General features: G+C 40.7%; 14 protein-coding genes. 7 read left to right on the top strand and 7 right to left on the bottom strand.

Annotated elements, in window-relative coordinates:
- The first annotated feature begins 55 nt into the window (after positions 1-55).
- Positions 56-481, top strand: coding sequence for an RcnB family protein (locus IAE19_RS08675; protein ID WP_200460548.1), 426 nt, complete (start codon positions 56-58; stop codon positions 479-481).
- A 50-nt stretch (positions 482-531) separates the two neighbouring features.
- Here the strand turns inward: IAE19_RS08675 and IAE19_RS08670 are convergent, their stop codons facing one another.
- From IAE19_RS08670 to IAE19_RS08655, 4 genes are all read right to left on the bottom strand, one after another.
- Positions 532-1,026 carry a phosphate-starvation-inducible protein PsiE gene (locus IAE19_RS08670; protein ID WP_200460547.1) on the bottom strand — a complete coding sequence of 165 codons (495 nt, stop codon included), beginning with the start codon at positions 1,024-1,026 and terminating at the stop codon, positions 532-534.
- A 133-nt stretch (positions 1,027-1,159) separates the two neighbouring features.
- Complete coding sequence (locus IAE19_RS08665; RefSeq protein WP_200460546.1) at positions 1,160-2,941, bottom strand: acyl-CoA dehydrogenase C-terminal domain-containing protein; 1,782 nt, start codon at positions 2,939-2,941, stop codon at positions 1,160-1,162.
- A 173-nt stretch (positions 2,942-3,114) separates the two neighbouring features.
- The gene (locus tag IAE19_RS08660; RefSeq protein ID WP_200460545.1) at positions 3,115-4,917 is read right to left on the bottom strand and encodes an acyl-CoA dehydrogenase C-terminal domain-containing protein; all 1,803 of its coding nucleotides are present in this window, start codon (positions 4,915-4,917) and stop codon (positions 3,115-3,117) included.
- Between the two features lie 293 nt (positions 4,918-5,210).
- Positions 5,211-5,591 carry a hypothetical protein gene (locus tag IAE19_RS08655; RefSeq protein ID WP_200460544.1) on the bottom strand — a complete coding sequence of 127 codons (381 nt, stop codon included), beginning with the start codon at positions 5,589-5,591 and terminating at the stop codon, positions 5,211-5,213.
- A 129-nt stretch (positions 5,592-5,720) separates the two neighbouring features.
- Between IAE19_RS08655 and baeS the strand changes: the two genes are divergently transcribed.
- Positions 5,721-7,418, top strand: a complete 1,698-nt coding sequence (gene baeS / locus IAE19_RS08650; RefSeq protein ID WP_200460543.1) for a sensor histidine kinase efflux regulator BaeS — start codon at positions 5,721-5,723, stop codon at positions 7,416-7,418.
- Between the two features lie 6 nt (positions 7,419-7,424).
- Positions 7,425-8,111 carry a response regulator gene (locus IAE19_RS08645; RefSeq protein WP_200460542.1) on the top strand — a complete coding sequence of 229 codons (687 nt, stop codon included), beginning with the start codon at positions 7,425-7,427 and terminating at the stop codon, positions 8,109-8,111.
- Between the two features lie 65 nt (positions 8,112-8,176).
- On the opposite strand, the gene IAE19_RS08640 is transcribed toward IAE19_RS08645, so the two are convergent.
- The 3 genes from IAE19_RS08640 to IAE19_RS08630 form a co-directional block, all read right to left on the bottom strand.
- Positions 8,177-8,554, bottom strand: a complete 378-nt coding sequence (locus IAE19_RS08640; RefSeq protein WP_200460541.1) for an MmcQ/YjbR family DNA-binding protein — start codon at positions 8,552-8,554, stop codon at positions 8,177-8,179.
- 148 nt (positions 8,555-8,702) lie between these two features.
- Positions 8,703-10,145, bottom strand: a complete 1,443-nt coding sequence (locus IAE19_RS08635; RefSeq protein WP_200460540.1) for a protein adenylyltransferase SelO — start codon at positions 10,143-10,145, stop codon at positions 8,703-8,705.
- 92 nt (positions 10,146-10,237) lie between these two features.
- Entirely contained in the window at positions 10,238-11,026 is a 789-nt protein-coding gene (locus tag IAE19_RS08630) for an SDR family oxidoreductase (RefSeq protein WP_200460539.1), read from the bottom strand.
- A 116-nt stretch (positions 11,027-11,142) separates the two neighbouring features.
- Here IAE19_RS08630 and mazG point away from each other — a divergent pair, with 116 nt between their 5' ends.
- The 4 genes from mazG to folK all read left to right on the top strand — a co-directional run bounded on the left by mazG (position 11,143) and on the right by folK (position 14,422).
- Entirely contained in the window at positions 11,143-11,916 is a 774-nt protein-coding gene (mazG, locus tag IAE19_RS08625; protein WP_200460538.1) for a nucleoside triphosphate pyrophosphohydrolase, read from the top strand.
- Position 11,917: 1 nt separating this feature from the next.
- Positions 11,918-12,352 (top strand): ComEA family DNA-binding protein, encoded by a 435-nt coding sequence (locus IAE19_RS08620; RefSeq protein ID WP_200460537.1) that lies wholly within the window; start codon positions 11,918-11,920, stop codon positions 12,350-12,352.
- Positions 12,353-12,482: 130 nt separating this feature from the next.
- Entirely contained in the window at positions 12,483-13,937 is a 1,455-nt protein-coding gene (gene pcnB / locus IAE19_RS08615) for a polynucleotide adenylyltransferase PcnB (RefSeq protein WP_200460536.1), read from the top strand.
- A complete protein-coding gene (gene folK / locus IAE19_RS08610) occupies positions 13,934-14,422 on the top strand; it encodes a 2-amino-4-hydroxy-6-hydroxymethyldihydropteridine diphosphokinase (RefSeq protein ID WP_200460535.1) in 489 nt (162 codons plus the stop codon). Before pcnB ends, folK begins: the two co-directional genes overlap by 4 nt.
- Positions 14,423-14,434 lie beyond the last annotated feature (12 nt).

Below are 14,434 nucleotides of genomic sequence, written 5' to 3'. Positions count from 1 at the left end.
TTCTCCCTGAGTATTTTCTACACTTTAGACTTGGCGTTATTGCGGACAACTGGATATGAAAAGGATCATTTCCGTTTCACTTTGTGTGTGCATGCTTGGTGCATCCACACTTTCACTGGCTGATGCACCATCTCACGACTGGGGTGGACAGGGTTGGGGGCGCTATCATGCGGGGCCAGACCGACATGCAGATTGGCATCCTCATGAGTGGCGACCTGATGGGCCACTGCCACCAAGGATGATCGAAAACCGTTATTATTATGCGCCACCACCGCCACGATATTACCGAGTACATGATTTCCGTCCGGGTTATCGTTTGCCACCGCAATATTTGGCAGAGAGATATTATGTCAATAATTGGTATGACTATCAGCTCCCATCGCCTCCACCACAGCATCGCTGGGCATATATTGACGGACGCTATGTGTTAGTAGCTGTTGCCACAGGAATTATTGCCCAGATTCTTCTTGGTGGGCATTAGATATCAGTTTTTATTAAACACCATAATCTGAGTAGAAAAATGGTGTTTTTTTATGCTAACTCATCATCCTCGGGCCTTGGAGTTTGACCTTTAGCTAGTGGGCGCTCCTGATGCTTATCTCGAATCACCGAAGGATAATGCCATGACGCATAACGTACTATCAAAATAGCGATTGCCAATATCAGAATTGAACCTGTCACAATCAATAAATCCACATCTGCCTGATGGTTATGTTGTATATCGGAGATGAGCAAACGTGTAAGCGCGGTAATCGCAACATAAATCAAAAAACGCACGGGCATATGATTGGTTTTGAAATAAATTCCAACCATTGCTCCCAACTCTAAATAGATAAATAACAATAAAATATCGTCAATCGTGGCATATTTTTTAACTGTAAAAATATCAATAGTGGTATGAATTGCTGACCACGCCACCATACAGCCAATAATAAATAAAGCCAGATAATGAAAAGCTTCTACAGCACGATTACCGAGTTTATCCAGAAAAGCCTCTATATTTTTGGGGGAGTTGGGAGTGGGCATGATATAACTCTTATATTGATTGATGGTGGTTATTAAATATCAAGCAAATTTCATGCACATGACGGTCTAATTTAAACCATTTAGACATAAAAAATGCCTGACGAATCAGGCATTTTTTATTTGAGCAAAACTCTTAAGACTGAGTAGTGAAGTAATCTTCACTAAACGCCATCACTAGTTCTGAACCAGCTTCAATTTTCTTGATGCGTGCTTCAAGTTCAGGCAGGATGCGAGCCACAAAGTACTGTGCAAGAGATAATTTATTTTGGTAGAAATCACCCGATTTTTCTTGAGCAGCGGCTGAAATTTTGGCAAACATATAAGCAAAGCTGAGTAAGCCAACAGCATGCAAATAATCAACTGCTGCTGCATTTGGAAAATCAACATTTTCTGCTGCTTGTTCTAAAATAAACTGAGTTACTGCCTCAACTTCAGTTGCTGCATCTAGCGTCGCATCTTTAATGAAATTAAGGTCGGCGCTTAATGTATTGGCAAAATCGCGGATTTCAGCGATATATTCAGCAATAAATGTACCACCAGATTTAATAGTTTTACGGCCAATTAAATCCTGAGATTGAACACCATTGGTTCCTTCATAAATTTGTGAAATGCGCAAATCACGAATACATTGTTCCATGCCCCATTCGCGAATATAACCATGTCCACCAAAGCACATTTGTGCATCTAAGGTCGCTTGGAATGCAGTATCAGTTAAATACGCTTTAGCAATTGGCGTAAGAAGAGCGACACGATTATTGGCTTTTTTGACAGCTTCAGCATCTGTTGAAAATTTGGTGATGTCAAGCTGCTGACCTACGTACACTGCAAAAGCACGTGATGCTTCATTATTAGCGCGGGCATTGAGCAACATACGACGTACATCGCCATGTACTAAAATGCTATCTGCTGGTTTATTTGGCGATTGTACACCAGATGCACTACGCCCTTGTAAGCGATCAGTTGCGTATTGAGCAGCATTTTGGTAGGCAAATTCTGATGCGCCAAGTCCTTGGATTCCCATGGATAAACGTTCATAGTTCATCATCACGAACATTGCTGCAAGACCTTCATTTTCCTTGCCTACTAGGAAACCTTTTGCACCATCAAAATTCATGACACAGGTAGCAGAAGCCTTGATTCCCATTTTATGTTCAATTGAACCTGGACCTACTGCATTGCGTTCTCCAACAGAACCAACATCATTGACTAGAAATTTCGGTACGATAAACAGTGAGATACCACGCGAGCCAGCGGGTGCATCTGGAGTTTTAGCCAAAACAAGATGAATGATATTTTCGGCAAGGTCGTGATCACCACCCGTGATGAAAATTTTAGTACCTGTAATGTTATACGTACCATCTGTGTTTGGTTCCGCTTTGGTTTTAATAATTCCTAAATCAGTACCTGCATGCGGTTCAGTTAGGCACATAGTACCCGACCATTCACCTGAATAAATTTTTGGTAAATAGGTTTGTTTTTGCTCTTGTGATGCATAACTATTTAATGCCATACCTGCACCGACTGAAAGAAGCGGGTAGAGCATAAATGATGGATTGGTAGCAAATAACATTTCGTCGGCAAGGACAGTCAGCATTTTTGGCATGCCTTGACCGCCCCATTCTTCATCTGCGCCTAAACCAATCCAGCCACCTTGAGCATATTGTTGAAATGCGTCTTTAAAGCCAGCAGGGGTAAAGACATGGCCATTGTCAAAACGCGCACCTTCTTCATCACCAGTACGGTTTAAGGGTAAGGTCACATTTTGTGCAAATTTAGCCATTTCTTCTAAAATAGCTTCAGCGGTTGCAGCATCAATATGAGCCAGATTTTCATTGGCTTGCCAGAACTGCTCAGCTTTAAATACATCATTTAAAATAAAGCGCATATCTGCAAGTGGCGCATTATAAATTGGCATAGTTTTCACCCTTGGTATTCTTACACTTATGTGCTTCATATTACACAAAAAATGTAGTCAGTCACTGTCTTTTGAATGGTTTTAATTTAGCATTGATTTGATAAAAAAAGGACTGTCAAAACTGATCAGTCCTTTTTGGTTAGCACGGTGTTGTTTTCACCAGTGAATTATGATTAGAACGCAAAGTGTTCTGCATCAAGTGCCATAAGTGGTTCCAAACCAGTTGAAAGCACATCCACATGAGAGCGAACGCGTGGAAGGATTTTCTTGAAGTAAAAACGAGCAGTCGTTACTTTAGCATTGTAGAAATCAACATCGGTTGTACCCGCTGCTAATGTTTCTTGAGCAACAAATGCCATACGTGCCCATAAGTAAGCCAGTGTGACATAACCAGAGAAGTACAGATAATCAACTGCTGCCGCACCCACTTCATCTGGGTTCTGCATCGCACGCATACCAATTTGCATGGTGAGATCGCCCCATTCTTTATTCAAGGCTACCAATGGCTCAACAAACTCTTTCATTGCTGCATTGTCTTTGTTGGCTTCAGCAAACTTATGAATTATTTTGGTGAAGTCACGTAACATTGCACCTTGAGTTTGTAGAACTTTACGACCTAACAAATCGAGGGCCTGAATCTCAGTGGTTCCTTCATATAGGCATGAGATACGAGTATCACGAACAATTTGTTCCATGCCATGCTCAGAAATAAAGCCGTGACCACCAAACACTTGTACGCCATGTTTTGCAGACTCTGAACCTGTTTCAGTCAAAAATGCTTTTGCAATAGGAGTCAATAAAGAAAGAATATTGTCCGCAAATTTGCGTTCTTCTTCAGTTGTACCTTGCTCAACCACATCTGCATATTGAGACAGGAAATAAACAAGGGCACGACCACCTTCGGCAAACGCTTTTTGAGTTAATAACATATTGCGTACAGCAGGATGCACAATAATTGGATCAGCTTCTTTTTCTGGCGCTTTAGGGCCAGAAAGTGAACGCATAGCCAAACGGTCTTTGGCATAAGCCAATGCACCTTGGAACGATGATTCAGATGCAGATAAACCTTGAACAGCTGTACCAATACGCGCAGTATTCATGAAAGTAAACATGGCATGTAAACCGCGATTTTCAGGTCCGATTAAGAAGCCTTTTGCATTGTCAAAGTTAATGACGCAAGTCGCGTTACCATGAATTCCCATTTTGTGTTCAATAGAACCACAACGAACTGCATTACGATCACCCATTGAACCGTCTGCATTAACATTGAATTTTGGTACGATAAAAAGTGAAATACCTTTAGTGCCTTTAGGCGCACCAGGTAAGCGCGCAAGTACGATATGAATGATGTTTTCAGCCATGTCGTGTTCACCAGCAGAGATAAAGATTTTCTCGCCAGAGATTGCAAAACTACCATCGTCATTGGGTTCAGCTTTAGAGCGGATAATGCCAAGGTCTGAACCCGCATGCGATTCAGTTAAGCACATGGTTCCAGTCCATTCACCAGAAACAAGTTTCGGTAAATAAGTTGATTTTTGCTCATCAGAACCATGGTGTTCAATAGTACGTACTGCACCATGAGATAGACCAGGGTACATACCCCATGCCCAGTTTGCTGCACCTACCATTTCAGAAATAGCAGTAGCTAGTGAACCTGGTAAACCTTGACCGCCATGTTCTTCAGGAACTGCAAGGGAAGGGAAACCTAGCTCGATATATTTTTGATAAGCTTCTTTAAAGCCTGTTGGTGTCGTTACCACACCATCATTCCATGTGCAGCCTTCGCGGTCACCCACTTGATTCAGTGGAGATAGTTCATTTTCACAGAAGTCCGCAGCAGCTTCTAAATATTGATCCACCAATTCACGGCTGACGTTTTCCTGAAATGCAGGAAGTTTTGCATAGTGTTCTTCGGCATTTAATAATTCATGCAAAACAAATTGCATATCACGTAGCGGCGCTTTGTATTGTGGCATATCGGGTTCCTCAATACTGGTTAAACCAGAGTTATAATCCTAATCAACGATAATGGTGTCTGATGACACATCTTTTACTTTTACATCGTGCAACAACTTATTTATATGTACAAGCATTTGCAGGTGAACATCCATGACTGTAAAGTCAAAGAAAATGCTGTTGAAATATCTAAGTACATTGAGTGTAAACACTTTTATCTAATTTTTAGTGAAAGGAATAGTCAAAAAACGTAAAAAGTTGTGTCCATAAAAAAAGACGCTCAAGCGTCTTTTTTTATGGGATTGGTTTTAGCTTAAGAAGCTTTAACTGGGGCTGATGGCGCAGGTGGAGCCATACGCTCATCCATTTTGTTTGGTTTAAAACGTAGCTGGCATGTACCATCAATCGTTTTATCGCCCACTTTGACCTGAATGGCTTGACCGTTTGCTTTACCTACGCAGGCTTGTTGAATTTGCTCAAATTGGGCTTGACGCTCGGCACGACGTTGTTCCATTTCAGCGCGTTGTTCAGGCGTTAATTTATGGCGCTTCATAAAATGTTTGCCTTGAGGGCCATCACCCATCATATGACGTGCTGGGGGTTCCTGTGGTCCTGTTGTAGATTGGCAGGCAGCTAGACTTCCCATGGTAATAACAGTAGCAGCTAGCATCGCAATTTTAGAGATTTTGTTCATTTTGGTCCCCACATCTATGTTGATTTCATGCATTAAAGATTAAGTAATAAACATGAAGAAAGAATGGAGAGTTTTTTGAGTGAGTGTTCGCTACAATAGTGAATATAGAAGAAAAATGAGAGATCACTTTTGAATATACGTCGTGTGCCAATCGCCTTACGTCTATTTTTGACGGTGTTGTTGACCACTTTATTGATCACCACCTTAAGTTTAGGCATTTTGCATTGGACCATGCAGAAAAATTTTGCCCGTTATGTGGCAGATGTTGAAATGCAAAAGTTGGATCATCTCATAACTAATCTGGGAAATGTATATAGCGTTTATCATGACTGGGGCAATGCGATTCAGGCACAGATTTTACAAATTGAAGGTGACGCTGCACCTGATGATTATGATCGTTTGTCACGTTGGTGGTTGCGCCGTCAGTACGATATTGCGATACAACAGCGGATGTTTAAAGAACAGACCTTGTTGAGCCTTTCTCCAGAACTTTCGCATAATATTGAGTTTCGTAATCGTCCTATTCTGGATGAACAAGAACGCAAATTTATTGAAGACAATTTGCCTTCGGAATATCAGCCTTTTGAAGGGCTTAAGTTTCCACTCAGTGCAAATCAAAATCTATTTCGTCCAAATGACAAAAATAAAGATCCTCATAAACCTCCGCGTCTTTCTGAAATGGCAGGCATGATGCCGCAAGACGGTAAAAAACGCTTTATTTCGATGCCTGACCGACTGGGTTTAAGTTCACGTCTTTCGTTATACGATGCCAAACATCAGTTTGTGGTCGGTGAACCTTCCAATGAGCAGTTATCTTTTCGACCTATTATTGTGGGCAATGAAGTCGTGGGTTATCTGGGGCTGAAACCTGTACTGGATGAAGATGATGCACTCAGTATCAATTTCTTTAGTAACCAAAAGCGGTTTTTGTTATTAATTTATACTTTTTCAGTTTTAGCCAGTTTAGTGGCAGCATTATTACTTGCAACTTATTTTAAAAAGCCAATTCAGCGATTACTTAATGCTACTCGTGAATTAACTCAAGGGAATTATCAACATCAGGTTATCATTAAACGTAACGATGAATTAGGCGATTTAGCAGCGCAATTAAATCAGTTGGCGGTAATTCTGGATCAACATGAACAATCACGCCGTCAATGGGTCGCAGATACTTCACATGAATTGAAAACACCGCTTAGTGTGCTACAGGCCCAGATTGAGGCGATGCAAGATGGTATCCGTAAATCCAGCCCTGAACATCTGGAGGCCATGATGCGTCAAGTCACCAGTCTGAAAAAATTAACACAGGATCTAGGTGATCTAGCTCAGGCCGATGCACAGCAACTAAAATGTTACTTTGCTGAGGTTAACCCTTGGGATGTGATTCTGCAGGAAGTTGAGAATTTTAAGCCGAAGTTTGAACAGGCTGGGCTTGAGGTCTCAATTGGAGGTAAGGGTGCGCTTTTACAATTAGATATAGACCGTTTTAAACAAATTATGGTCAACTTGTTAAGTAATAGTGTTCGCTATACTGAACAGGGCGGAAAAATTGATATTCATACCCAAGAGACCAATCAGCATTGGAGCGTCATTGTGGATGATAGTCCACTTGGCGTAGATGATGAACATTTGCAACGTTTGGGCGAACGTTTCTACCGAATTGATGATTCACGTACACGTAGTACAGGTGGCACAGGCCTAGGTTTGGCACTTTCATGCAAGCTTGCACAAGCTTTAGGTGGAACATTAAGTTTTGCACATTCACCATTGGGTGGTCTACGTTGTATTTTGACCTTTCCTAAAACACAGTCCATACATAAGGAATAATTGACGATGAAACATGTAATGTTGGTGGAAGATGAAGTTGAACTGGCTCATCTTGTCCGTGATTATCTGCAAGCAGCAGGTTTTGAAGTCAGTATGTTTCATGATGGTCAGGAAGCCTATGATAGCTTTTTACAGCGTAAACCTAGCCTAATGGTATTAGATTTAATGGTGCCTCGTATGGATGGCCTGACTATTTGCCGTAAAGTTCGGGAACAGTCAGACTTGCCTATAATCATGGTGACGGCACGTACTGAAGAAATTGACCGTGTTCTTGGTTTAAATATGGGCGCTGATGATTATGTCTGTAAACCTTTTAGTCCTAAAGAATTGGTTGCGCGGGTGCAAGCAGTATTACGTCGTTTAGATCGTAAAGCAGAACCTGAACAAAATGATTTATTTAGGATTGATAAAGCCCAGCAACGAATTTGGTATCAACAAAAATCTTTAAATTTAACGCCTACCGAGTTCCGCTTGTTAGAGCTTTTTTTGGAGCATGTAGGGCAGGTTTATTCTCGTGCACAGCTTTTAGATCATATCAATCCAGATAGTTTTGATGTAGCAGATCGGGTTATTGATAGTCATATTAAAAATTTGCGTCGCAAAGTTACGGAAGCTGCGGATACTGGAAATCGTCATGAATGGATTCAGGCCGTCTATGGAGTAGGCTATCGTTTTGAATATCCAGAAGATTAATCGTACATAAAAGCGTATGGGGCAGTATTTCAATCTTTAGTACTGCTCTTTTTAATACAGTCTGGCTATGAGCCAGACTGTAGTTTTAAACGCATTTTTTGTGTTTTATTAAGTTTGCTGACCACCAAAACATAAGAAGATTTGACTAAGTCTTGAATTAATTCTGCATCAATATTTTGACCCTCAAAAATTGAGATCCAGTGTTTTTTATTCATGTGATAGCCTGCTTTAATTGAGGGATATAATTCTTTAAGTTCTTCTGCCTGATCTGGCTCAATTTTTAGATTTATGAATTTTTGTTGATTGATTTCACCCGTCAGCATAAACATTTTGTCAAAGACTTTAATTACATTACATTGTGGCCCAAAAGGGTGGGATAACTCGGCTTCCGGTTGTTCTAAAGCAATTTTTAAAGCAAGTTGCTGAATTTTTGCTGCGTTCATGATGAGCTCTTTCAGTCGATTTTTTTGGTTAAGTTTTAACCATTGTGGATTTCAGAGTTTAAACTGAGTTGATGCTCTGAGGTTATCCTGTGGATAATCACAGTGTTATCCACAGAAAATGGGGATAACTGTGCTCATTCTTCATGCTTTAAGATGAACAACTTACCATCACTTCTGGTACATCATTTGGCAAGGGTACTAAATCTTCAGGCCGTTCTAGTTCAGGTTGTGAGGTAAACGGATGACGAAGCAAAGTAAATAACCGTTCGACTTCACTGAAGTCACCTTGTTCAGCTTGCTCGATGGCTTTTTGCGCCATATGATTTCTTAGAATATAAATGGGATTGGCTTTTTGCATTTGGGTATTGAGCTGTTCGGTATTCTGATGTTCACGAATACCATGATAAAGTTGTAAAAAATCATCAAACTGTCGAATATCTAGGCAATCATCACGAAGCGCCTTGTATTGCTGATTTTGCAATCGTAAAAAACTTTGAGTGTAGTCAAGTTGTTCACTTTGGAGGATGCGTAAAAAAGCCATACCACAATCGAAACTATCCTTATGAAAATTCGGAAGCCCCATTTTTTTACATAAACCTTGGGTATAAGTTTCTAAAAAAGTCGGTTCAAAATGTTCCAGACAATCGGCCAATTGCTGTTTAAACGCTTCCTTATCTTCTGGTTTTGCCAATGGAATCAAATTATTCAGCCACATCCATAAGTTCCAATGCGCGATGCTCGGTTGGTTTTGATACGCATAACGACCTTGATGGTCTGAATGGTTGTTGATCCAGTTAGGGCGAAACCGCTCCATAAAACCGTATGGACCAAAATCTAAAGTAGAACCTGTGATATTTAAATTATCTGTATTCATAACCCCATGAGCAAATCCAACCAATTGCCATTGTGCTATCATTTTTGCTGTATTTTTAATTACGCCTTGGGCAAAGGTCAGGACGGGGTATTCAGTTTCTAATGCTTCTGGATAATGCCATTCGATACATTTTTGAGTAAATTCTGTGAGTAATTCAGGTGCGTATTGATTGATCCATTCAAAATGCCCTAAACGAATATGACAATCCGAACTGCGTAATAACATAGCCCCTTGTTCCAACTTTTCACGTTGTATACCCTGACGAGAGGTCGTAAACCCGACTGCATTACTTGATGGAATATTTAAACTATTTAAAGCATGTCCAGCTAAGTATTCACGAATAACAGAACGTAAAACCGCACGCCCATCGCCCATACGTGAATAGGGTGTTAAACCAGCCCCTTTTAAATGTAAATCGATCGTTTGGCCTGAATGATTTAGTATTTGTGCGATTAATAAGCCTCGACCATCGCCCAGTTGACCCGCCCATTGCCCAAATTGGTGGCCCGCATAGACCATTGCCAAAGGCGGGAATTCAGTAAAAGTTTGTTGTCCGCTGCAGATGTCAATCCAACGCTGTTTATCTTGTTCAGACCATTGTAAATCATCAGCCAGCTCGGCATTAAAGTGGCCTGCGGTAGCACCTTGAAGCGGTACAGGTGCCTGTTGATGATAAAGCTTTGGATTTAGGTCAGGATAACGTGAATTGAAATGCATGATAAAAGGCGTATTGAGGCTGAAATTGCACTATAGCAAATAATCCAGCTTCTACCTAAAACATGGGATTAATGATAATCGTAGAATGTTTATTATCTAGATTCATTCTTTTTTCGACTAATCATTAAGTTGCTAAAACGATTCAAAAATTGTGGGCTTATGGCGGACAACTGATACAAAAATTTAGCTTTTAAACCAATGGGCGTATGAGTTACTCGAAAAAAATGATCTTTCTGTTGTGCAAGCTTTAATACTTGTGCAGCAACATCAGATGGACTTAAATTTACGCCCATATTTTGAATGCTGCCTGCATCCATATTTTTAACCATCGCGGTTTGTACAAATAATGGCATAACATCTAAAACCCGAATGCCATATTTTTGCCATTCGACGTCTAAAGCTTCAGTCAGCCCTCGTACCGCAAATTTACTAGCTGAATATGAGCTTAGATCTGCTTGCCCATAAATGGCAGAGGCCGAAGACAGATTGATAATACGGGCAAAAGAGGTCTGTTTTAAATAAGGCAAAGCGGCGTGACAACCATTCAGCACGCCTTTGACATTAATATCGATGGTTCGCTGATGTGATTCTATTGGGGTCTGTTCAAATGCACCTGAGTAAAGAATACCCGCATTATTCACCAGAATATTTAATTCGCCAGCCCACTGCACAAACTGTTGTAGGGCAGCTTGCCAGTTACCATAATCACTGACATTCAAATAGCCTGCAAAAGCGCGTGGACCTAATTCCTTAGCTAGTTTTTGACTCTGAATCTCATTAATATCAAAAATACCCACTAGGTAGCCTTGTTGATAAAAAGTTCGTGCAATTTCAGCTCCAATCCCTTGAGCTGCACCTGTAATCAGGATACTTTGAGCCATATTTTTCTCATTTGTTTTTGTTAAAAAATGACGCGGATTTTAATGCGTTCTATTCACATCATAACAAATCTGCTTTCGAAATAAATCTACTGCGATGCTCTGCCGAGGAATGAAACATGGAACAACTATTAAATATCATGCGCGAGTTACGTGAAAAATGTCCGTGGGATCGTGAGCAAACTCCATTAAGTTTGACCAAATATGCAATCGAAGAAGCTTATGAGGTTGAAGCTGCGGTTCGTGAAGGCAAGCTCGATGAAATTCGTGATGAACTGGGTGACTTGCTGTTGCAAGTCGTTTTTCAGGCACAAATGTATAGTGAACAAGGTGCTTTTGATTTTCAGGATGTGGTTAATGCCATTAGTGAAAAGATGATTCGCCGACATCCCCATGTTTTTCAGCCTGAAAAATTTTCGGCCTTAAGTCCTGATGAAGTAAATGAGCTATGGCAAGACATTAAGCAACAAGAAAAAAAAGATAAACCAAAGTCCCATTTAGATGAGGTTAAACACGGTTCTGGACTCGATCAGGCACAGGAGATTCAAAAGAAAGCAGCGAAATTGGGATTTGATTTTGAGACAGTTGACGATGCTTATGGCAAATTGAAAGAGGAACTGGGAGAATTGGAACACGCACTTCAATCACAACAATTCGATGAAATAAATGAAGAATTTGGAGATTGCCTATTTTCTCTGGTCAATGTTGGGCGTAAACTTGGTCTGTCCAGCGAATCTGCACTTTTGGGGACGATTTTTAAGTTTAGACAACGTTTTGCTTATATTGAGCAACAAGCAACTTTACAACAAAAAACTTTAGAAGATATGAGTCTACAAGAAATGGATTCGCTCTGGAATCAAGCGAAACAACAATTAAAATCTAGGTCTTTATAATATGATTACACTACGACAGCTTTGTGCATATTGGATACAAGCAGGTATTTTATGCTTTTTTTCAAGTTTAAGTTATGCGCAACAATTTGATCAGTCCTATCACTCATGGAAAACTCAGCAACAAGCCCATGATCAGCGCTTAGGTGCGTCATCTTCAGCGGACTATTATCTGGGAAAACCTACTTTACAAAAAGATGTCTCAAAAAATAGTACTTCTAAAAATAGTACGATTCAAAATTTGAGCAATAAGATTAATATTAACACTGCTACGGCTCAGCAACTCCAACAACTCAATGGCATTGGGGTAAAAAAAGCGCAGGCAATCGTGGACTATCGTAACCAGAATGGTCAATTTAAAACGGTAGAAGATTTGCTCAATATTAAAGGCATTGGGCCAAAATTTATTGAAAAAAACAAATCAAGTCTTCGTTTATAATGCCAAAGGTTTAACAAGATTTGTGAGCTAAGTGCCTAATCATTGAGAGAATCAAATTGCCCTTTAGTCGGGTTAGAGATATGATTAGCGCATCTTATCATTTACGTTCAGACGTAGGAGACAGCGTCTTTTGCAAACTTTGCGCGCGTCAAAATGTGGTTTATCTACAACGCAACTTCCTTCTTCTATCCTAGATGTGATCGATAGTCTGACCAAAGCTGGTTATGAGGCTTATATTGTCGGTGGTGGAGTCAGGGATCTAATGTTAGGCCTGAATCCTAAAGATTTTGATGCCGTCACTAATGCCACACCTGCTCAGGTGAAAGAAGTTTTTGGACGACGTTGTCGTATTATTGGACGACGTTTTGAGTTGGCACATGTCTATTCTGGACGAGAGCTGATTGAAGTTGCAACGTTCCGAGCTCCGCCGAAAAAAGCGGTGACTAGTACTTCTGGCATGATTCTGCGTGATAATAACTGGGGCACCATTGAGCAAGACTTTGCTCGACGTGATTTCTCGATCAATACGTTATATTATCAGCCGCGTAAAGGCATCGTGCTGGATTTTTGTGATGCCATTTCTGATGTAAAAAATAAAACGCTTCGGCTATTGGGTGATCCAAAACAACGTTTTGAAGAAGATCCTGTACGTATGCTGCGTACATTACGTTTTGCTGCTAAATTAAATTTTGATATTGATCCTGACATCTTAAAAATCTTTGATGTTGAAATGACACAGCTTTTGCGTGATGTATCACCACACCGTTTGTATGACGAATCGCAGAAACTCTTTACCATGGGGCATTTGGCTCGTGTTCTACCCATGCTCATTGAGTTTAATATCTGGAAGCAATTATTTGCAGATATTAAACCTGATATCAGCAAATTTATTGAACGCGCAGCGAAAAATACTGATCAGCGGATTCAGATTGGTAAAACGATTAATCCTGCATTTTTCTATGCTGTATTGTTGTGGAAACCTTTTTTAGAACGTTGTGACTTTTATCAATCCAAAGGTGTTGTTCCTGCTGAAGCTCGTGCGCAGGCAGGCTTGGATGTGCTTAAGCGTCAGGCAACTCGTACGGTTATTCCACGTTTTGCAGAAACCTTTATTCGTGAAGTTTGGGAAATGCAGGTACGTTTGCTTAATCCTAAACCGCAGCAAATCGAAGCATTGGCAGGACATGCGCGTTTTCGTGCAGGTTTTGACTTTTTATTGCTCCGTGAAAAATCTGGCGATGATTCAACACAAGGTATGGGACAGTGGTGGGATCATTATCAATCACTTTCCAGTGATGAAAAAGAAATTGCCATTAGCCAATATAATCGACAGCGTGCGAAAACACGTCGTAAGCAGAATACAGAATGGGTTGAGTCGAAAGAGGTCGTTGCAGAAATTGAACCGCTGGTCAATGTACCAGAACCACGCAGCCGACGCGCTCGCCGTGATCAGACACGGAATAAGGACAATGCTGGACGTATTTCTGAGTCTGCATCTGAAAATATGAGCACAGATCAGCCAATCATGAAACGCAAACGAGTGAAACGCGATTTAAGTCAGGTTGTTTTTGGGCCGACTCAATGAGTTTTGTCACGTATATTGGAATGGGAAGTAATCTAGGAGAGTCGCGTCAGATTCTCCAATATGCGGTCAAACGCTTAAAGGATCTGGGACAGGTTGAGGTTTCACGACTTTACCAAAGCCCTCCCATGGGCCCGCAGGATCAACCTCATTATTATAATGCGGCAGCGCAATTAATAACCTTGTTATCCCCTTTAGATCTACTTGATCAATTACAGGCTATTGAACAAGAAGCGGGCAGAGTGCGTCTACGCCGCTGGGGTGAGCGTACTCTGGATCTTGATTTATTGATTTATGCTGAAGAGCAGATTCAGAATGAGCGTTTGATTGTGCCGCATAGTGGACTACTTGAACGTGATTTTGTCATTGTACCGTTACTTGATATTGATACCGACCTTGTGGTTAAAGGTCAGAAGCTAAAAGATTTAGAGCTTGTAAAACATCCGTCTTTAACTGTTGTCGCGGATAGTAACTGGGTTGAAAAATAATCTGCCAGTTTG

The sequence above is a fragment of the Acinetobacter sp. S40 genome, assembly GCF_016624705.1.
Lineage (GTDB): Bacteria > Pseudomonadota > Gammaproteobacteria > Pseudomonadales > Moraxellaceae > Acinetobacter.
This window is presented reverse-complemented; position numbering and strand designations above follow the sequence as displayed.

Bases quoted from the DNA above. Each gene is read 5' to 3' on its own strand.
- folK (WP_200460535.1), top strand. From the start codon at position 13,934: ATGAGTTTTGTCACGTATATTGGAATGGGAAGTAATCTAGGAGAGTCG.
- IAE19_RS08665 (WP_200460546.1), bottom strand. From the start codon at position 2,941: ATGCCAATTTATAATGCGCCACTTGCAGATATGCGCTTTATTTTAAAT.
- IAE19_RS08635 (WP_200460540.1), bottom strand. From the start codon at position 10,145: ATGCATTTCAATTCACGTTATCCTGACCTAAATCCAAAGCTTTATCAT.
- IAE19_RS08670 (WP_200460547.1), bottom strand. From the start codon at position 1,026: ATGCCCACTCCCAACTCCCCCAAAAATATAGAGGCTTTTCTGGATAAA.
- IAE19_RS08640 (WP_200460541.1), bottom strand. From the start codon at position 8,554: ATGAACGCAGCAAAAATTCAGCAACTTGCTTTAAAAATTGCTTTAGAA.
- IAE19_RS08660 (WP_200460545.1), bottom strand. From the start codon at position 4,917: ATGCCACAATACAAAGCGCCGCTACGTGATATGCAATTTGTTTTGCAT.
- IAE19_RS08630 (WP_200460539.1), bottom strand. From the start codon at position 11,026: ATGGCTCAAAGTATCCTGATTACAGGTGCAGCTCAAGGGATTGGAGCT.
- IAE19_RS08655 (WP_200460544.1), bottom strand. From the start codon at position 5,591: ATGAACAAAATCTCTAAAATTGCGATGCTAGCTGCTACTGTTATTACC.
- IAE19_RS08675 (WP_200460548.1), top strand. From the start codon at position 56: ATGAAAAGGATCATTTCCGTTTCACTTTGTGTGTGCATGCTTGGTGCA.
- IAE19_RS08620 (WP_200460537.1), top strand. From the start codon at position 11,918: ATGATTACACTACGACAGCTTTGTGCATATTGGATACAAGCAGGTATT.
- IAE19_RS08645 (WP_200460542.1), top strand. From the start codon at position 7,425: ATGAAACATGTAATGTTGGTGGAAGATGAAGTTGAACTGGCTCATCTT.
- mazG (WP_200460538.1), top strand. From the start codon at position 11,143: ATGGAACAACTATTAAATATCATGCGCGAGTTACGTGAAAAATGTCCG.